The organism is Bradyrhizobium sp. LTSP849, from assembly GCF_000938255.1.
Classification (GTDB): domain Bacteria; phylum Pseudomonadota; class Alphaproteobacteria; order Rhizobiales; family Xanthobacteraceae; genus Bradyrhizobium.
The window spans coordinates 25,743-44,601 of sequence record NZ_JYMR01000049.1; the positions used below are offsets into that span (position 1 = coordinate 25,743).

The following is an 18,859-nucleotide window of genomic DNA, read 5'->3' on the forward strand; positions in this document are numbered from 1 at the left end:
GCTTCCGAGCCGCAGCGAGGAGAGATCGCAAATGCCCACCGCAACCCCAGCAGGCAAGACCGCCGCGCAGAAGCCGGCGCCCGCACCCAATGGCGACTTCTATCAGCTGGTCGACCTTCTCACTCCCGACGAGAGAGCGCTGGTCAAGAAGGTGCGGACCTACATGGAGACCAAGGTCCAGCCGGTCATCAACAAGTACTGGTCCGATGACGCGTTTCCGTTCGAGCTGCTGCCGTCGTTCAAGGAGCTCGGCCTCGGCGGGCTCGGTTTCGAGGGCTATGGCTGCGCGGGCGGTAGCCAGAAGCTGTTCGGCTTCGTCGCCATGGAGCTGGCGCGCACCGATGCCTCGTTCTGCACGTTCTTCGGCGTGCATAGCGGCCTCGCCATGGGTTCGATCTATCTCGATGGCTCCGAGGAGCAGAAGCAGAAATGGCTGCCGGCGATGGCGCGCTGGGAAAAGATCGGCTGCTTCGGCCTCACCGAGCCGCTGGTCGGTTCCGGAACGAGCGGCGGTCTGACCACGACGGCCAAGCGTGAAGGCGATACCTGGATCCTCAACGGACAGAAGCGGTGGATCGGCAACGCGCCGTGGTGCGACATCTCCATCATCTGGGCGCGCGATCTTGCCGACAATCAGGTCAAGGGGTTCATCGTCGAGAACAAGTCGACGCCCGGCTTCAGCGTCGAGAAGATCGAGCACAAGATCGCACTCAAGGTGGTGCAGAACGGCCAGATCACGCTGAAGGACGTGCGGGTGCCTGAAGCTAACCGCCTCCAGAGTGGCAATTCGTTCCGTGACACCGCGCGCGTGCTGCGGATGACGCGGTACATGGTGGGCTGGGCGTCGACCGGCATCCAGATGGGCGCATACGAGGCCTCCCTCAAATACGCTCAGGAGCGATTACAATTCGGCAAGCCGATCGCTTCGTTCCAGCTGATCCAGGATCTGCTCGCCAAGATGCTTGGCAATCTAACCGCGTGCCAGTGCCTGATGCTCCGCTTGGCGCAGCTCGATGACGAAGGCAAGCTTGGCGACCATCACGCGGCGCTGGCGAAGGCGTTCTGCACCTCGAAATCACGCGAGACGGTGTCATGGGGCCGCGAGGTGCTGGGTGGCAACGGCATCGTCGCCGACTACAACGTCGCGCGTTTCTTCGCCGATGCTGAGGCGCTGTACTCCTACGAAGGCACCTATCAGATGCAGAATCTGATCGTGGGCAAGGCCATCACCGGCCACGGCGCTTTCCTCTGACCTCTTAGCGGCGCCGGCGCTCCAGCGCCGGCTGCCTATCCAGGAGACATGACTATGGTTTCAGGAACTGCACCGTTCACTCCTTCGCCTGCAACGGCACCAAGCTCCGCCCCCAGAGCGGCGCTGGCCCTTGCAAACGTCCAGTACGAGAAAAAGGGCATGATCGCCTACGTCACGGTGAATCGGCCGAAAGTTCTGAACGCGCTCAATACGCCGACATGGACCGACCTGCACGCCGCGTTCGAGGACGCAAAGGCGGACGCGTCCGTGCGCGGCGTGATTCTCACCGGCGCAGGCGACAAGGCGTTCATCGCCGGCGCCGACATCAGTGAACTTGCGCATGTCGACGCCTACGATGCCGAGGAGTCCAGCCGGTTCGGGCAGGGTGTGCTGGACCTCATCGAAAATCTCGGCAAGCCGGTGATCGGGGCGATCAACGGCTTCGCGCTCGGCGGCGGCTGCGAGACCGCGATGGCCTGCACCATCAGGATCGCAGCGGAGCATGCCAAATTCGGTCAACCGGAGGTCAAGCTGGGCCTGTTGCCTGGTGGTGGCGGCACTCAACGCCTGCCGCGCCTGGTGGGAAAGGGTCGTGCGTTGCAGCTGATCCTCACGGGCGAGACGATTTCCGCGCAAGAAGCCTATCGCATCGGCCTCGTCAACGAAGTCGTTGCCGCAGCCAGCCTGATCGATCGTGCCGAGACGATTCTGAAGCAGATCATGGCCAACGCGCCGATCGCCGTGAAGTTCTCACTGGAAGCCGCCAACAAGGGGATGGAGACGAGCCAAAGCGAAGGCCTTGTGCTGGAAGCCTCCTTCTTCGGCATTTGCGCCGCCACCGAAGACAAGAAGGAAGGCACCGCCGCCTTTCTCGAGAAACGTGCGCCGCAGTTTCGCGGACATTGAAACAAGGCCGCTCTCTACGAGGAGTTGGAAAGGACGCCCATGGCAAACGACAATATTTTCTCCGGACTGAAGGTGGTAGACCTCGCGAGCTTCATCGCGGGCCCCAGCGCGGCCGTGATCTTGTCCGATTTCGGCGCCGACGTGATCAAGGTCGAGCCGCCGAGCGGCGAGCTGTGGCGACATGCGAACCATATGCCGCCGCAGCCGGTCGCTGACGATGCCTATCCCTGGCATCTGGCCAATCGCAACAAGCGCGGCATGGCGCTTGATCTGAAAACTCCGGGCGCCCATCAGGTTCTCGAGAAGCTGGTCAAATGGGCCGACGTCCTCATCGTCAACACGCCGCATCCCGCGCGCAAGAAATTGAAGCTCGAATATGAAGATGTGGCGGCCTGGAATCCGCGGCTGATCTACGCGGACCTCACGGGTTTCGGCGACAAGGGTCCGGATGCGAATCTTCCCGGCTTTGACATCACGTCATACTGGGCACGCAGTGGGTTGTTGTCGATGACGCGCGATGCCGGCGCGCCGCCGACCTGGCCGGTGGCCGGCAGCGGCGACAATGCCACCGCCGTCGGGCTCTATTCGGCGATCGTTACCGCCTTGTATCGTCGCGAGCGCACGGGGGAGGGAGCGCATGTCACGACCTCGCTGCTTGCTGAGGGCGTGTGGTCCGCAAGCGTCTCGATCCAGGCCGCGCTGTGCGATGCAAAGTTCTTCGGGCCGCATGATCGTATGCACCCCGCAAATGCGGCCATGAACGTGTATCGTGCCAAGGATGAGACCTGGTTCGTTCTCCTCATCACGCCCGACAAGGTGGAGGCTGTGGCGAAGGCGATCGGCCGGCCCGATCTTCTGACCGATCCGCGGTTCTCCGACCCGGCGAAGCTGATGGCGAACATGACGGAGCTCACGGCGATCCTCGACCAGACCTTCTGTGCGGAGCCGATGGCACATTGGTACGAGGTGTTCAACGGCGTTCACGTGACGTTCGGAGCGGTGCGCGGGCCGCAGGAGGTGATCAACGATCCCCAGCTCCGGGCGAACGACATCATCGTTCCGCTCGAGGGTGCGGGCGGCAAGCTGACATCCACGATCTCCAGCCCGCTCCAGGTGCATGGTGTCGCCAAGGTGTCGGCAAAGCGTGCCCCGAAGATCGGCGAACACAACGACGAAGTTCTCCGGCAACTGGGATATAGCGCGGCCGAAATCGATGGTCTGCGTGCGAGCGGTGCCATTCCGAAGGCAAAGGAACACGCGGCTTAGCGCGACGGCACGGTTGGGGCGGCGCAAGCCGCCTCGAACCTGCGCTTGCAGTGAAATTCACCAGAGGGACCAGGATTTCGACCATGGATGAGATCGTTACCGAACATGCCGCAGGCATCCTGCGCATCCAGCTGAACCGCCCGACAAAGCGGAACGCCATGACGTCAGCCATGTACGTGGCTCTCGCAGGCATCTTCAACGCGGCGGCGAATGACGAGAGCACACGCGTAGTGCTCTGGCACGGCGCGGGAGATTCGTTCTGCGCCGGCAACGATATCGACGACTTTCTCAAGAACCCTCCCGGCCCCGGCGAATCGCCACAGGCCGCCCTCATGAAGGCGTTGGTCGACTTCGACAAGCCATTGGTCGCGGCAGTCCACGGCGCCGCCATCGGCGGCGGCACCACCATGCTGACGCACTGCGACTTCATCTACGCCGGCGAGAGCACGAAATTCCAGATGCCCTTCATCAATCTGGCCGTCGTGCCTGAATTCGGATCGAGCTGCTCCGTGCCGGCGCGGATCGGTCACCTCCGCGCGGCCGAGCTGATCTTGCTGGGAGCTGCCTTTGATGCCAGGCGCGCAGTGGAGCTGGGTCTGGCGACTGAATTCGTCCCCGACAACGATCTCCGGGCGAAAGCAACCGACACGGCCCGGAAGTTGGCAGCGAAGCCCGCGGCTGCGCTACAGGCCAGCAAGCGACTCATGAAGCAGCCATTTCGCGAGCAGATCAAGGCCGCGATGAAGGCCGAGAACGAAGAGTTCAGTACGCAAGTCCGCTCCGAAGACGCAAGAGAGGCGTTCACCGCTTTCGTGGAAAAGCGCAAGCCTGACTTCACGCGAAACATCAAGTCTCAAGCGACTGCATGACTATGGAGAAGCCGATGAATGTGTGCGTGTTGGTTGGAAGCCTGCGGAAGGCTTCGTTCAACGGGATGCTGGCGAACGCACTGATCTCGCTGGCGCCGTCCTCGATGAAGCTCGACATCGTCGAGATCGGACAATTGCCATTCTACAATGAAGATCTCGACACCGCAGCGCCGCCCGCGCCATGGACCGCGTTCCGCCAGCGCATCAAGGCCGCCGATGCAGTTTTGTTCGTCACGCCGGAGTATAACCGGTCGGTGCCTGCCGTGCTCAAGAATGCACTGGACGTCGGCTCCAGGCCGTATGGACGCAGCGTCTGGGACCGCAAGCCCGGTGCGATCGTCAGCGGCTCGCCTGGGGCGATCGGAGGCTTCGGCGCCAATCATCATCTCAGGCAATCGCTCGTGTTCCTGAACGTGCCGACCCTGCAGCAGCCTGAGGCCTACCTCGGCCATGTCGACAAGCTCTTCGATGAACAAGGCAAAATTGCCGGCGACAGCACCCGCAAATTCCTGGAAGGGTTCATGCAGACGTTCGCCAATTGGGTCGAGACGATCCGATCCCAGGGGCAGCGCGTCTGACGTCTTGCGGCAAGAGCGAGCCGATATCGCAGCGTAACGCTCAAAAATTGATTGGCCGCATTTGGTCGAATTCGTCGCGGCACGCATGGCTGAAGTCATGCAACAGATCGATCGTGCCATCGATGGCCATTTCGCGTAGTTCGACGAAGCTCTTGTCCGGCTCCAGATAGGTGTCCAGGATTTTTCGGGTGACGTCTTCGGCATGATGGACCACCGGCTTTGAAGATATCGCCCGCATCGCGCTCATTTTGGCGTAAAGGCTGACGAGGCTCGGAATGTCGGCCTTATCGTGCTGGAGCGCATCGATGTAACTTTTCGCGGCGTCTTCGATGAAGTCCCTGTACAGGGTCTGTCGGCGAGTCTCCTCATGAAGGACCCACTGGGCGCGGACCTGGCTTCGTTGGCTTCGCCAATTCGCTATTCCGCTCGTCAAGCCACCGACGGCTGCTCCCGTGAGCGCGGCGAGCGCGGAGATGATGGAGGCGTCCACAGGTGCTATCTCCGACCGGCTGGAGGAGCCGGCAGTAACGGTTATCGGGCCTGGCCTCGACTACGACGCGGACGATCGTGGCCCTTCGGAAATCAGCCGTGAGCTCCGTTGCCCCGACAGATACGACCAGAGCCACTGCGTCTGGACTCGAAACCGGTTCTGAAGCTGCGGCAGCGCGAGCACGTGCAGCGCGGCCCATATCAGCCAGGTCACAAAGCCGCTGCTGCGTAAATGGCGGGTCTCGAGGATGGCGAAGTTCTTGCCGACCACCGCCATATTGCCCTTGTTGCGGTACCGAAACGGACGACCATCCTTGTGTCCCCTGACACGGTTGGCGATGACATGCCCGACGAATCGTCCCTGCTGAATAGCTGCCTGCGCCACGCCGGGGACGGGGTGGCCATCCTGAGCCATCGTGGCAGCATCTCCAGCTACAAAGACGTTGGGCTCCTCGGGGATGTCCATGAAGGCGCCGACGAATGCGCGCCCGGCGCGGTCCGTCTGCGTTCCGAGCATTTTCACGACCGGCGAGGCGCTGACGCCTGCCGTCCACAGCACGGTGGCGCTGGGAATGCGGACGCCGGCCGCGATCACGCCCTGATCGTCGACCTTCTCGACCTTGACCCCCGTCGACACCTCGACGCCGAGTTTCGCAAGTCGCTTGGCGGCCTTTCGCGACAGCGATTCGGCGAAGGTCGGCAGAATACGCGTGCCGCCATCCACCAAAACAATTCGGCTCTTGGCAGGGTCGATCTTGCGGAAATTGTTGCGCAGGGTCACCGAGACAAGTTGAGCGATCGACGCAGCGAGCTCGACGCCGGTCGGGCCGGCGCCCACCAAAACGAAGGTCATTTGGCGAGTGCGTTCCTTCTCGTCATCGGTTGATTCCGCCAATTCGAACGCGCTGAGGATCCTGGTCCGGATCGTTTCGGCGTCGCTCAGGCTCTTGAGACCCGGTGCGAACCGCGCGAACTCGTCATGACCGAAATAGCTCGGACGCATTCCGGTCGCGATCAAGAGGAAATCGTATTCAAGTTTTCGACTGCCAATTTCCGAGCAATTGGCCTCAATGGTACGCGCTCCCAGGTTGATGCCCTTGACCTCGGCGAGCAGCACGCTGAGATTTTTCTGTTTCGCCTCGAGCTGCCGGATCGGCGCGGCGATCTCGGATGGCGCCAGAACAGCGGTGGCGACCTGGTACAGCAGCGGCTGAAAGATGTGGTGATTGCGTCGGTCGATCAGCGTGATGTTGACGTCGGCGCGCTTTAGGGCCCGCGCCGCCGCGATACCGGCAAAGCCACCGCCGACGATCACGACGCGCTTCTTGCCCGGTGCCGCCGCCTGTATCGATGGCTGCTTTTCCTGCGGGAACGATTTGGTCAGAACTGTCGTCATGGGTGCACCGACTCTGTTGGGCCAGCGCCCTGTCCGGATAGATACCGGGGAGCTGCGGACTATTCTTGGATGGCGCTGCGGTGCATTGAACGACCGTGCGTCATCACGTTTTCAGATTGGTCAATTGCGTTGCGCGGTCCAGTAACCGGAACATTGCTCACTTCCCGTGTGACCGCTCCATCTGCCGCCGCCCGAGGTCGCCGTAAGCCTGCCGGTGCCGGATGCGAATTTCTCGTGAACCGTCACTGAAGCTCGAACCGAACCGGATCTCGCAACGTAACCTCTGAACTTCACGAGATTCGGGTGGGTCACGATGCCGTCGGAAATGTTGACGGTGAAGTTGTAGCTGGGATCGCATGCGCCCCTTTGCGTCACGAAGACGAGGTCCCAGGAACCGTCATAAGTCGAACGCGCGTGTGCCACAGGTGATGACGCGATAAAGCAGGCGGCCGCAATCATCGAGAGCGAGGTCGTCTTCATTGGTGTTCTCCATCAGGTAAAGCGTCTGCTCGAACGATGACCTGCGTTAGGAAAAGCCTGTGCAGAGTGCTTGTCGAATTGTGCTCGAATTATCCCAAATCATGCGATCGCAGCGCGTGTCTCCGGGGTCGAGCTTGTCGACTGACAAGTTTGAGCATGATTGGCCCCAATCGAGCAGCCACGTTCAATCACGGTCGAAAGCGACGATACATATTGAATGCGCATACTGACGGCTGTTCGCGCGGAAAACGTCGGCGACCGCCTTGAATGAACCGGAGCTGCGAGATGAACGTCAAATCCATTGCCGGCTCGTTTCGGGAAAGGCGAGCCCGCTCCGCATTATCATCTCATTCGGATCGATCGCGGGCCAGTCAATGGAGCGTGTCTGACTTCGTCGCGCTCACAAAACCGCGCGTCATGAGTCTTGCCGTCTTCACCGCGCTCGTCGGAATGAGCATCGCTCCGGTTCGACCTGATGTGGCGGCCACGCTTGTCGCGGTCCTTGCCATCGCCGCGGGGGCCGGAGCCGCCGGCGTCCTCAACATGTGGTACGACGCCGATATCGATGCGGTCATGACCCGCACCGCGATGCGGCCAATTCCCCGGGGCAGGGTCTCCCGGTTCGCGGCGCTTGTATTTGGTCTCGTTCTGTGTGCGCTCGCGGTGGCGGGTCTCGCATTGGCGACGAACTTGACGGCAGCCGCACTGTTGGCCGGCGCTATCCTCTTTTACGTTGTCGTGTACACGCTGTGGCTGAAGCGAACGACGCGACAGAACATCGTCATCGGCGGCGCCGCAGGCGCGCTTCCGCCCGTGATCGGGTGGACCGCGGCGACCGGAGCAATCGGGTTCGAGCCGCTTGCGCTGTTTCTCATCATCTTCCTGTGGACGCCGCCGCATTTCTGGGCGCTGGCGCTCAACCGCACCGACGACTACGCACGTGCAGGCGTGCCGATGCTGCCGGTCGTCGCGGGACGCGCTGCGACAACGCGTCAGATCCTGATCTACAGCGGCCTTCTGGCTCTCGCCTCGGAGCTGCCCTGGGCGATCGGGTTTGCGGGCCCGGTATATGGCGCGATCGCCGCCATCTGCGGGGCTCTTTTCCTTCTGCTCGCTGGTCAACTGAACAGGAGCATTGGGGCCGATCGCCCCGCCGCTCAAAGACTGTTTCTATTCTCCATCGCCTATTTGTTCGTGCTGTTCGCGGCCCTCCTGATCGACCATCGCGGTGAATCATCGTCATTCATACGCTCGTCGCAGGATGGCATCGTCAACTTCAGCGAGGTTTAACATGCGATACGGCTTACTGGCTGTCCTCCTGATCGGGGCCATGACGCTCGGTGGCTGCAATGAGGGTGTGCTCGATCCGAAAGGGCCGATTGCGCTGGCCGAACGGCAAATTCTGTTCAACGCACTTGGCATCATGCTGGCGATCGTGATCCCGGTAATCCTTGCGACACTTGGCTTCGCTTTCTGGTTTCGTGCATCGAACGAGCGTGCGCGCTATCGGCCAGATTTCACATATTCCGGACGCCTTGAGTTGCTGGTCTGGTCCATCCCCGGGATGACGGTACTCCTGGTCGGCGGCGTCGCATGGATCGGCGCACACGACCTTGATCCGGGCAAGCCGATTAGCTCAACGGTGAAGCCTGTCAACGTTCAGGTCGTCTCACTCGATTGGAAATGGCTGTTCATCTATCCAGAGCAGGGCATCGCGAGCGTCAACAAGTTGGTCGTACCGGTTGGCACGCCGATCAGCTTCGAGCTGACTTCATCGAGCGTCATGAACAGCTTCTTCGTGCCTCAGCTCGGGAGCCAGATCTACACCATGTCAGGAATGGCGACGCGCCTGCACCTGCAGGCGGACCATCTCGGAACCTATCCAGGGGTATCCGCCATGTTCAGCGGTGACGGCTTTCCAGACATGCACTTCACGGTCGATGCAGTGACAGACGACAGATTTGCGCAATGGTCTCGGCAGGCCGGCGAAACCGGTTCGGTACTCGATAAGCAGGCTTACGCCGACCTGTTCAAGCCGAGCAAGGCGGTCGCGCCGTTCACCTATCGTGGCGTCGTCCCTGGTCTGTTCAGCAGCATCGTAAACGCTGACATGGGTCCGCAAAACTCCTCGCTGTCAATTTGTTCAACGTCGCAGAGGGCAGAGCGATGAATCTCCTTGGCAAGCTCGACTGGAACGCGATTCCCCTCCATGAGCCGATCATCATGGGCGCAACGGGCTTCATGGTCCTGGTCGTACTGGTTGTTCTCGGATTCGTCACGGCGAAGGGAGCCTGGCCCTATCTGTGGCGCGAATGGCTCACCTCGGTCGACCACAAGCGGATAGGCGCCATGTATTGCATACTGGCGCTCATCATGATGTTGCGCGGCTTCAGCGATGCGATCATGATTCGCACGCAGCAGGCGATCGCAGCCGGAGGTGCCCAAGGTTATCTGCCGCCCGAGCATTTCAATCAGATTTTCTCGGCGCACGGCACGATCATGATTTTGTTCATGGCAATGCCGTTCGTGGTAGGGCTCATGAACTTCGCGGTGCCGTTGCAACTTGGTGTGCGCGATGTCGCATTCCCTACGCTCAACTCCGTCAGCTTCTGGCTGACGGCCTCGGGCGCGTTGCTGGTCAACATTTCGCTGGCCGTCGGCGAGTTCTCGAAAGCGACCTGGTGGGGTTATCCCCCCCTGAGCGAGATGCAATATTCGCCCGGCGTCGGCGTCGACTACTATCTTTGGTCGCTGCAAATCTCCGGTATCGGCACCTTGCTGGCGGGCATCAACTTCGTCACGACAATCCTCAAACTGCGGGCGCCAGGGATGAGCTATATGCGCATGCCGGTCTTCTGCTGGACCGCGCTTGCCGCCAACCTGCTCATTGTTGCGGCCTTTCCGGTCCTGACCGCGACTCTCGCGATGCTGGCGCTCGATCGCTATCTCGGCTTTCACTTCTTCACGCTCGAAGGCCAGGGCAATCAGATGCTGTACTCCAATCTGTTCTGGGTATGGGGGCACCCGGAAGTCTACATCCTGATCCTTCCGGCGTTCGGCGTATTCTCGGAAGTGATGGCGACCTTCTCGGGCAAGCCGTTGTTCGGCTATCGCTCGATGGTAGCCGCGACGATGGCCATCTGCGTCCTCTCCTTCCTGGTCTGGCTGCACCACTTTTTCACAATGGGTGCCAGCGCAAACGTCAACGGCTTCTTCGGCGTCATGAGCATGATCATCGCGTTGCCGACGGGCGCGAAAGTCTTCAACTGGCTGTTCACGATGTACGGCGGCCGGGTTCGGTTCTCGGTGCCGGTGCTGTGGTCGATTGGCTTCATCGTGACTTTCGTCATCGGCGGCATGACCGGCGTGCTCATGGCGGTGCCCCCGGCCGACTTCCAGCTGCACAACAGCGTGTTCCTGGTCGCGCACTTCCACAACGTCGCCATCGGTGGCGTCGTGTTCGGTGTGATGGCGGGGTACAATTATTGGTTCCCCAAGGCCTTCGGGTTCAGGCTCGACGAACGTTGGGGGAAAGCCTCGTTCTGGTGCTGGTTCATTGGCTTCTATGTCGCCTTCATGCCGCTCTACGTGCTGGGCCTGATGGGCATGACCCGGCGCATGCAACATTACGACAATTTGTCCTGGCAGCCGTGGTTGATAGCAGCAGCATTCGGCACCGCTATCATCCTGGTCGGCGTCGTTTGCCAAATCGTGCAACTCGTTGTGTCGATCCGCAATCGCGAGGAGCTGCGTGACGTGACCGGTGACCCGTGGAACGGCCGCACGCTCGAATGGGCGACAGCGTCGCCGCCGCCGGCATGGAACTTTGCGTTCCAACCCAAGGTCGCCGGACTGGACGCGTTCTGGAGCAGCAAAAGCCGCGCGCAAGCGACAAAGGACGGGTCGACGCCGACTCGCAACTACGAGCCCGTCGAAATGCCGAAGAATAGCGCCACCGGCTTTGTTACTGCCTTCTTCGCAGTTGTCATCGGCTTTGCGATGATCTGGCACATTTGGTGGCTGGCCAGCGTCGGAGTGTTCGGCGCATTCATGACGTTGCTTGCCTTCACATTCCGCCGGCACAACGAAATCGAGGTGCCAGCCGAGGAGATCGCCCGGTTCGTGCGGGCCCACCAGGCAGGAGTTGCAGCATGAATATCGCCGTCGCAATTGATCAGATTCCGCAAGACGCACTGCCAAGTGCGAGCGAAGCGGGACCTGCTCCAAAGAGGATCGTGGTCGCCTATGGCTTCTGGATCTTTCTGCTGAGTGACATCATCATGTTTGCCGCGCTGTTCGCGAGCTACGCGGTTCTCGTGCGCTCCACGGCCGGCGGCCCGACCGGCGCCCAGCTGTTCAATCAGACTACGGTCGCGATCGAAACTGTTTGCCTTCTCGTTTCGAGCTACAGCTGTGGAATGATGTCCTTGGCCGTCAATTCGCGCCGCTACCTCAGGACCTATTTGGGCGCCCTGATCACCTTCGCGCTCGGAGCCACGTTTCTTAGTCTCGAGATCCGCGAGTTCCTGAGCATGATCGCCATCGGTGCGGCGCCGCAGCGGAGCGCGTTTCTGTCCGCATTCTTCACGCTTGTCGGATGCCACGGGCTACACGTCGCGCTCGGACTGATCTGGCTGGTCGTGATGATGGTGCAGGTGGCGGTATTCGGATTCGCTGCGAGGGTGCAGCATCGACTGCTCTGCTTCTCCTTGTTCTGGCACGCACTCGACATCGTTTGGGTCGGGGTATTCACGGTGGTCTATCTGATGGGAGTGAGTTCATGACCGAAGCTCGACACGAACGTGCACCCGGAGACAGGCCGAGCCGCGAGATGGACGCATCGGCTCCGTCCGAGTTTCTCGTCTACACGATCGGCCTATTTGTGGCGCTTCTTCTCACGGCCACATCGTTCTGGACTGCAAACACGACGCTGCTCTGGTCGGGCGGCGTATTCCTCGGGCTCGCTGTCCTCGCCATCGCCCAGATGGGCATTCACCTGGTGTTTTTCCTGCACATCAGCAGCGGGCCGGAAAGCACAAACAACGTGCTGGCGCTCGCCTTTGGCGTTCTCATCGTAGTCGTCGTGATCGCCGGAACGATGTGGATCGTGGCAGATATGAACGCGAACATGATGATGCCTTCGGGCGCGCCGATGAGCATGAGGATGCAGCATTGAAGGGCGTCGCGGGGATAGCCGCTGCCAATCGAGCATGCCGTCCTTGCGCAGTGCGTGTTGGATAGTTTTGGCGGCCCCGTCGATCGGAAGGGGTTGCGCTTGCCGGCGCGACCGCCGTTTCAGGGCGGAGGCAGATGGAATGCGTCTCAAACGTCAGACGCGATTGTTGCCCCACGCACTGTCGAACAGCGCTGAGGCGACGTCGACGGTCAGCGCCGGCCAGGCGATCGCGAGCTCGAACGGGTTCATTGGAACGATGGATCCGACGAAGCCGCTCACCATCAACCGTCTGGGGTAGCACTCGGTGCCGCAATAGCGCTTTAAGCTGGAAAGATCGTGCAGATAGCCCCGCTCCAGCGGCCGCGAACACGCCGCGCAGGCAGCGGGACTGCGCGGCGCCATGCTGTTCACCACCACAAACTTCATTATGGGAATAGGCATCTGCTCGATCCGTCTATCTTATGGTGCGTTTGCGACTGCTATTGGTATCTCTAGCGCTGGGTATTTGCGTGAGGTCCACCTGGATCGCCTGCCTGCAAGCATCGCTGAGTTGGGGGTTACGCTCTCTGAGACAAATCGTTATGTCATCCGCATTGGGGATGAACGCGCTGCAAAGTCTGAACACGTCCGGCGTGCATGCCTGGCGCTGTTCTGGTGTCCCTTGCGAGAACGAGGGGGCGGGCCAGGCGGCTGCGAACAGCAGGCAGAGGGACGTACATGACCGCGCCAAAAATCTCGACTGCCGCGGTGTCCATCTATTTTGGCTTTTCGTTTTCATCAAAAAGTCTCGCGTAGTTAATCGAAGCCGATACTGGACCTCATCCCGCAGACATCGATACGCTCTTGTTGGAGCGGGGGCTTGTCGCGAAACGTCAACGTTTGTAGCTTCCGACCCTGTCGCTGCCGTCTGCTGCCTGGAATGGACTTGCGGAGGATTGGGCGATGCGGAGGTTGTTCGGTTCAACCGGTTTGTGCCAACGTCGGATACGCACAAACCACCAAGTCATCACGCGTTTGTCCAAGCCTTGAGGTTGATACCGACGCTAACGTTCCGTGTTGGAATAGTGCGCGCGCATGATGCGCCACGGGCGGTGGGAACGCGAGATGCTGAAAGGATTCACCGCTCCTCGGTCTCCCCTCGGCATCGCCGCATTGGTCCCGTCGCCACCCTGGCACTTCGCGGGAGACGTGCTCGCGGTGGAATTCTGGAATGATCCCGATATATCGGCCCATATCCTTCCGACCGGTGTGGAGCTCGATGAGCAATGTCGAGGCCGCTCCGTTGCACTCTTCACAGACTATCAGTTCACGGCGCAGAACGATGAGCATCTGGACCCGGCCAGATATCAGTGTCGCGGATTCAGCATCCTCCTCGATGCGATCTGGAAGGGCATACCAATAGCGTGGTGCCCATACTGCTACGTCGACAACGACGCCGCACTAATGAGAGGCTGGATTCAGGGATATCCGAGAAAGCTCGGCACTGTGCACCAGACGCGGACTTTTGCCGCTGCGAGCCTGGCTTCGGCGCCGCTGGTGCATGATGGGAGATTCTCTGCCTGCATGTCCGCGCACGGCCGTTTGCTGGTGCAGGCTGGTGTTACCTTGCGCGAAAGGGCCGAGCATCTTGGCGGCATGCTCGATCGGCGGATTGTCGGACGGCGGTATTTTCCGCGGCTCTCCGCGGGCCTGCACGACAAGCCCGCGGTGGATGAGCTCGTTCGGTGCGTTTCGGGCCACCCCCTTATCACGAACGTCTGGATCGGAGAGGGCGAGCTCAATTTTCCAGAAGCCTATGGCGAAGAGCTGGAAATGCTGGGGCCGCTCAAGGTGGGACGCGGATACCGGTTCTCGTTTTCCTATTCCGTCACCGATATCGAGGTTCTGGCGGATCTGACCGCTTAGCAATCCGGATTGCGGCAGGAACAGACAAATCGACGCATTTCAATCAAATCCAGCGAGGCTGGTTCCGGTAGCCTCTGTGCCGAAAGCGATGCATCAGGACACGGGAATGCTCAAGGGCTTTACAGTTCCGAAGTCGCCATTCGGCCAGGCCGCTCTAACTCCGACGCCACCCTGGCACTATGCCGGCGATGCTGTCGGCATTGAGTTCTGGACCGACCCCGAGGCGACAGCTGCCACATTGCCGAGCGGTCTTTCCCCAGATCCGGAGTCGAACGGTCACGCCGTCATGATGTTCTTGGATTGGCAATTCACCGCCCAGGACGACGAATATCTTGAGCCGGCTCGTTATCAATATCGCGAGGCGTTTGTCCTGGTCGACGCGATGTATCGCGACGTGCCGGTCATGTGGTGTCCGTACATCTATGTCGACAACGACGCTGCGCTGGCGCGCGGTTGGACGCAGGGATTTCCGAAGAAGATGGGCAACATCTTTCAGACGCGCTCCTTTGTGGCCTCAGGACCCGCCGCGGCGCCCGTCGAGCCCGGCAGCCGGTTTGGCGCCAGCCTTTCGGCGCATGGCCAGCGTCTTGCGGAGGCGTGCGTCACCTTGCGCAAGCCGGTCGAAGACGGCTTGTCTCTGCTCACCCGCCCCACGGTCTTGCTGCGATACTTCCCGAGACTGGTGGTCGGATGCCAAGACAAGCCTGCGGTCGACGAGCTTGCGATGTCGGTCACCGACAATCTCATCGTTGCCGGCGCATGGATCGGGACGGGCGAGCTCAATTTTCCGGAAACGAATGGCGAAGAACTCCATGCGCTCGCGCCGAGGCGGATCGAGTCGGGATTCCGCTACTCACTTTCCTACTCGATCAGCGATCTGAAGGTCCTGGAAGACCGTGGCTCGTAAGCGATCCATTTGAAAATAAAAGACTTTTTCTCATTTTTGAATGTTTGCCCAGCAACGGAGCATTTGCCCGTATTTAACTGTTCAGAACACTACTTAACAAGCCAAGACGCTCCCCTTGCTGCACTCTCTCGCCGGGCTGTCGGACTGATCGTCGAGGGAATGATAATGGCAGGACTTCCGGCTACCGCAGCAGAATCTTCCTTGGGATCCGACCAACAGTTCAACCTGGTTGCGAACAGCCTGGCCACGCTGCTTGAAACGGCAAGGCGGGAGCTGGAACGTGATCGAGATGCGGCCAGAGTGTCGCTGGCTACGGCATCCCACATCCTGCAAGCGGAGATCGAGCGCAGCTCGGGCGCCATCGGCGCCATAAGGGGTGGTCTGGCGGCCTGGCAGATCCTGCGCGTGCGAGCTTATATCGACAGCAATCTGCACCGCACCATTCACATTCGGGATCTCAGTGCGGTCGCACGTCGAAGCCCGGCGCACTTTTCCCGGAAGTTCAAACTGGCCATTGGGGAGTCGCCGCATGCCTACGTGGTGAAAAGGCGACTGGAGCGAGCCTGCCACCTGATGATGACCAGCGCGGCGTCGCTGAGCGAGATAGCCTTGAGTGTGGGCTTTTCCGATCAAGCACATCTATGCCGGCTCTTCAGGCATGCCTTTGGTCAAAGCCCGGCCAACTGGCGACGCGAGCTCGGTATCCCCTGCGAGCTTACCTCGAGATCCGACATGGACGAGCATATCCCATGAGCGGTCAGCAGGGGGCAGTCCTCAGCTTCGGCCCCTTCGAACTGTCGATCGCAAACCGACTTCTGACGAACGACGCGAAAGTCGTGCCGCTCGGCGCGCGCGCCATGGATCTCCTCATCGTCCTGGTGGAGCAGGCAAACAAGGTCGTCGGCAGGAGAACCCTGATCGAACGCGTTTGGCCCGAGAGAGGAGCGGAACAGGTCAGCCTGCGCGTTCATATTTCAGCGCTGCGGAAGGCTCTCGATCGGAGCGACCCCGGTAGGCGATATATCGCGAACATACCCGGCCGGGGGTACAGCTTCGTCGTACCAGTCACCTCGCTTGCGTCACAAACGTCGGAGAATCCCAAGGCGCCTCCGAGGCCCCGAGTGCCTGCGCGCCTGATGCGGATGCGTGGACGAGAACACGCGGTGGCCGAGATCCAGGCGAAGCTGGCCGCGCAGAAGTTTGTCACGATCGTCGGGCCCGGCGGCGTCGGTAAGACCACGGTGGCGGTCGCGGTTGCCCATGACATGGGCGCGGCTTTCGACGGCCAGGTTCTTTTCATCGACCTGAGCGCGCTCGGCGACGCTTCACTCGTCGCGCCAGCCATCGCCACGTCACTCGGCATGTCGGTGCAAACAAACAATGTCGTACCTGCCCTGATCAATCGTTTGCAGGAAAGGCCAACGCTCATCATTCTCGACTGTTGCGAGCATCTGATCGATGGAGCGTCGATCGTCGCAGAAGAACTGATTCGCCGTGTCCCGACATTGTATTTGCTCGCGACCAGCCGGGAGGCCATGCGCGTTGAGGGGGAGCACATCTATGAACTCGGTGGGCTCGAATGCCCTCCGGAAGATTGCAACCTGTCAGCGCACGATGCGCTGCAGTACCCGTCTGTTCAGTTGCTGGTCGACCGTGTGCGGGCCGTGCGAAGTGAGTTCGCGCTGACGGATGCAGATGCGCCGATTGCCGCGGAAATCTGCCGGCGGCTTGATGGTATTCCCTTGGCAGTCGAACTCGCAGCCTGCAGGGTCGACATATTTGGCCTTGGCAAGACCGCAAGCCTGCTCGACGAGCGACTGAACCTGTCATGGGTGGGGCGCAGAACCGCCCCGTCGAGGCACCAGACGTTGAACGCTACGCTGGAGTGGAGCTACGATCTGCTCGGTGAGGCAGAGAAGCGCATACTGAATCGGCTCAGCGTATTTGCCGGCGGATTTACGTTCGAAGCGGCAGTCGCCATTGTCGCCGATGAGACGGTGGATGAAGCAAATGTATCGGATTGCGTCTGGGAGCTTCGTTCGAAATCGATGATTGCGGCTCAGGGACAGGACGGGCGGCTGCGCTTGCTCGACCCCACGCGCGCGTTTGCCTTGCAGCGACTGGCCAGGAGCGATGAGCGGGACCTTTTTCGTCGCCGTCACGCGCTTTACTTCACCGACCTGTTCAAGCAGGGCGCGGCGATGGACATATCGGGCTGGTCCAGGGCGCTCGGGATCGAGGTCGATAATCTCAGAGCCGCCCTGAATTGGGCGTTTTCTGCCACGGGCGATGCCAAAATCGGCGTCGAACTCGCTGCGGCATCGGCGAGCGCCTGGATGGGCATGGCCCTGCTCACCGAATGCGTGGAATGGATGAGAAAGGCCATAAGCCATCTCGACGACATGAATTCGGGCACACGGCAGGAGATGGTCCTTCAGTCGGCTCTCGCGAGTTGCGTGATGTTCACGGGCGGCATGACGGAAAAATCATACGCGACGTGGGCCAAGGCGCTGCTTCTCGCCGAGGGCCTCAACGATATCGACTATCAGATGGATGCCGTGCTTGTGCTGTGGGCTCACGAGTTGCGCGTTCCGAACTATGCGGAAGCAATCAGGCTGGCGGACCGCGGCGGCGAGGTCTCGGAAGGAACGGGTCGTATCGGCGCCATCGCAACGGCCAATTATATGCGGGGCATAACCTACTACCATGCCGGCCGGATTGCGGAAGCGCAGAGCCTGCTGGAATTGTCGCTGCATCGTGACGACGAGGCTTCGCGACAATTGCTGATCAAGCGGTTCGGCTATGATCGCAAGGTCGACAATTTGTCCGGTCTTGCGACCCTGGCGTGGTTGCGTGGCTCTCCGGATCAAGCCCGCAGGTTCAATCAGATGGCGGTCGCCGAGGCGCGCCAATCCAACCGGACCGTGAACCTTTGCGGTGCGCTGACCTTTGCGGGCCTCATCGCATATTTCACGAATCCGGATGACGGCGAAGCCGAGGCACTCGTGGACGATCTCGTCACTCATGCCGGGAAATACGCTCTGCACAACTACCAGGGCCTTGGTCTCGGCATGCAGGCGATCTATGAAATCAGGCGAGGAGCGCAAATCAGTGGAGCCTCCGCAATGCTCTATGCGGGTCTCGAGAAGCTGTCCGCGGCACGCTACGGAATTTTCGATTGGTTCTTGCAGGCGGAGTTTGCGATGTGCATGGCCCTCGCGGGCCGGCCGAGGGAAGGGCTTGACGTCTTCGAGCGTGCGAAGATCGATCTCGACGAAAGCCGATGGTATGGCCCGGAGCTGCACCGCATCAGGGGCGAACTGGCTCTGAGCAGCGGCGAAGGATTGGCGGTTGGCAGGCAATACTTTCAGCGGGCGTTCGAGCTTGCAAATAGGCAAGCAAGCCTGTCGTGGGCGCTCAGGGCCGCGACCAGCCTCGCCATTGCCGAAAAGTCGGCCGGGCGAAAGGAGGCCGCGTGGCGGACCTTGCAAGCCACTTACGCGAAGTTTCGCGAGGATTTTGAGACCCGCGATCTACGGCTGGCTAAGCGGGTATTAGCCGTTTCACATTCGCACGATGGCGCCGCCAACTCGATGCCGTGACAGGCTTGTTGCTGAAGGAGGTTTCGGCTAACA

Annotated in this window: 18 protein-coding genes; 14 read left to right on the forward strand and 4 right to left on the reverse strand. The window is 60.8% G+C overall.

Annotated elements, in window-relative coordinates; all coding sequences use genetic code 11:
* The first annotated feature begins 31 nt into the window (after nt 1–31).
* The 5 genes from UB31_RS26900 to UB31_RS26920 all read left to right on the forward strand — a co-directional run bounded on the left by UB31_RS26900 (nt 32) and on the right by UB31_RS26920 (nt 4,871).
* Nucleotides 32–1,252, forward strand: a complete 1,221-nt coding sequence (locus tag UB31_RS26900; RefSeq protein ID WP_045013051.1) for an acyl-CoA dehydrogenase family protein — start codon at nt 32–34, stop codon at nt 1,250–1,252.
* Between the two features lie 159 nt (nt 1,253–1,411).
* Nucleotides 1,412–2,158 (forward strand): enoyl-CoA hydratase-related protein, encoded by a 747-nt coding sequence (locus UB31_RS26905; RefSeq protein ID WP_045013052.1) that lies wholly within the window; start codon nt 1,412–1,414, stop codon nt 2,156–2,158.
* A 39-nt stretch (nt 2,159–2,197) separates the two neighbouring features.
* Nucleotides 2,198–3,424: a CaiB/BaiF CoA transferase family protein gene (locus UB31_RS26910; protein WP_045013053.1), complete on the forward strand. Its 1,227-nt coding sequence runs from the start codon at nt 2,198–2,200 to the stop codon at nt 3,422–3,424.
* 83 nt (nt 3,425–3,507) lie between these two features.
* Nucleotides 3,508–4,293 (forward strand): enoyl-CoA hydratase-related protein, encoded by a 786-nt coding sequence (locus UB31_RS26915; RefSeq protein WP_045013054.1) that lies wholly within the window; start codon nt 3,508–3,510, stop codon nt 4,291–4,293.
* A gap of 2 nt (nt 4,294–4,295) precedes the next feature.
* A complete protein-coding gene (locus UB31_RS26920; protein ID WP_045013055.1) occupies nt 4,296–4,871 on the forward strand; it encodes an NADPH-dependent FMN reductase in 576 nt (191 codons plus the stop codon).
* Nucleotides 4,872–4,911: 40 nt separating this feature from the next.
* Here the strand turns inward: UB31_RS26920 and UB31_RS26925 are convergent, their stop codons facing one another.
* From UB31_RS26925 to UB31_RS40735, 3 genes are all read right to left on the reverse strand, one after another.
* The gene (locus UB31_RS26925; protein WP_045013056.1) at nt 4,912–5,361 is read right to left on the reverse strand and encodes a hypothetical protein; all 450 of its coding nucleotides are present in this window, start codon (nt 5,359–5,361) and stop codon (nt 4,912–4,914) included.
* 60 nt (nt 5,362–5,421) lie between these two features.
* Nucleotides 5,422–6,756, reverse strand: coding sequence for an NAD(P)/FAD-dependent oxidoreductase (locus UB31_RS26930; protein ID WP_082078636.1), 1,335 nt, complete (start codon nt 6,754–6,756; stop codon nt 5,422–5,424).
* A gap of 120 nt (nt 6,757–6,876) precedes the next feature.
* A complete protein-coding gene (locus tag UB31_RS40735; protein WP_082078637.1) occupies nt 6,877–7,236 on the reverse strand; it encodes a hypothetical protein in 360 nt (119 codons plus the stop codon).
* 285 nt (nt 7,237–7,521) lie between these two features.
* On the opposite strand from UB31_RS40735, the gene UB31_RS26935 reads away from it, so the two are divergent.
* Genes UB31_RS26935 through cyoD form a run of 5 tightly spaced genes read left to right on the forward strand, consistent with a single transcriptional unit; the run spans nt 7,522 to nt 12,412 of the window.
* A complete protein-coding gene (locus UB31_RS26935; protein WP_082078638.1) occupies nt 7,522–8,526 on the forward strand; it encodes a heme o synthase in 1,005 nt (334 codons plus the stop codon).
* A 1-nt stretch (nt 8,527) separates the two neighbouring features.
* A complete protein-coding gene (gene cyoA, locus UB31_RS26940) occupies nt 8,528–9,406 on the forward strand; it encodes a ubiquinol oxidase subunit II (protein ID WP_050044841.1) in 879 nt (292 codons plus the stop codon).
* Nucleotides 9,403–11,391 (forward strand): cytochrome o ubiquinol oxidase subunit I, encoded by a 1,989-nt coding sequence (gene cyoB, locus UB31_RS26945; RefSeq protein WP_045013057.1) that lies wholly within the window; start codon nt 9,403–9,405, stop codon nt 11,389–11,391. Before cyoA ends, cyoB begins: the two co-directional genes overlap by 4 nt.
* Complete coding sequence (gene cyoC, locus UB31_RS26950) at nt 11,388–12,020, forward strand: cytochrome o ubiquinol oxidase subunit III (RefSeq protein WP_045013058.1); 633 nt, start codon at nt 11,388–11,390, stop codon at nt 12,018–12,020. The genes cyoB and cyoC overlap by 4 nt, the downstream gene beginning before the upstream one ends.
* Nucleotides 12,017–12,412: a cytochrome o ubiquinol oxidase subunit IV gene (gene cyoD, locus UB31_RS26955; RefSeq protein WP_045013059.1), complete on the forward strand. Its 396-nt coding sequence runs from the start codon at nt 12,017–12,019 to the stop codon at nt 12,410–12,412. Before cyoC ends, cyoD begins: the two co-directional genes overlap by 4 nt.
* 153 nt (nt 12,413–12,565) lie before the next feature.
* Here the strand turns inward: cyoD and UB31_RS26960 are convergent, their stop codons facing one another.
* The gene (locus UB31_RS26960) at nt 12,566–12,853 is read right to left on the reverse strand and encodes a hypothetical protein (protein ID WP_156175575.1); all 288 of its coding nucleotides are present in this window, start codon (nt 12,851–12,853) and stop codon (nt 12,566–12,568) included.
* Between the two features lie 663 nt (nt 12,854–13,516).
* Between UB31_RS26960 and UB31_RS26965 the strand changes: the two genes are divergently transcribed.
* The 4 genes from UB31_RS26965 (at nt 13,517) to UB31_RS26980 (ending at nt 18,826) form a co-directional block, all read left to right on the forward strand.
* The gene (locus tag UB31_RS26965; RefSeq protein WP_045013146.1) at nt 13,517–14,317 is read left to right on the forward strand and encodes an acetoacetate decarboxylase family protein; all 801 of its coding nucleotides are present in this window, start codon (nt 13,517–13,519) and stop codon (nt 14,315–14,317) included.
* Between the two features lie 106 nt (nt 14,318–14,423).
* The gene (locus UB31_RS26970) at nt 14,424–15,224 is read left to right on the forward strand and encodes an acetoacetate decarboxylase family protein (protein ID WP_045013147.1); all 801 of its coding nucleotides are present in this window, start codon (nt 14,424–14,426) and stop codon (nt 15,222–15,224) included.
* A gap of 165 nt (nt 15,225–15,389) precedes the next feature.
* The gene (locus UB31_RS26975; protein WP_050044842.1) at nt 15,390–15,977 is read left to right on the forward strand and encodes a helix-turn-helix domain-containing protein; all 588 of its coding nucleotides are present in this window, start codon (nt 15,390–15,392) and stop codon (nt 15,975–15,977) included.
* A complete protein-coding gene (locus UB31_RS26980) occupies nt 15,974–18,826 on the forward strand; it encodes an ATP-binding protein (protein WP_045013061.1) in 2,853 nt (950 codons plus the stop codon). Before UB31_RS26975 ends, UB31_RS26980 begins: the two co-directional genes overlap by 4 nt.
* The last annotated feature ends 33 nt before the right edge of the window (nt 18,827–18,859 follow it).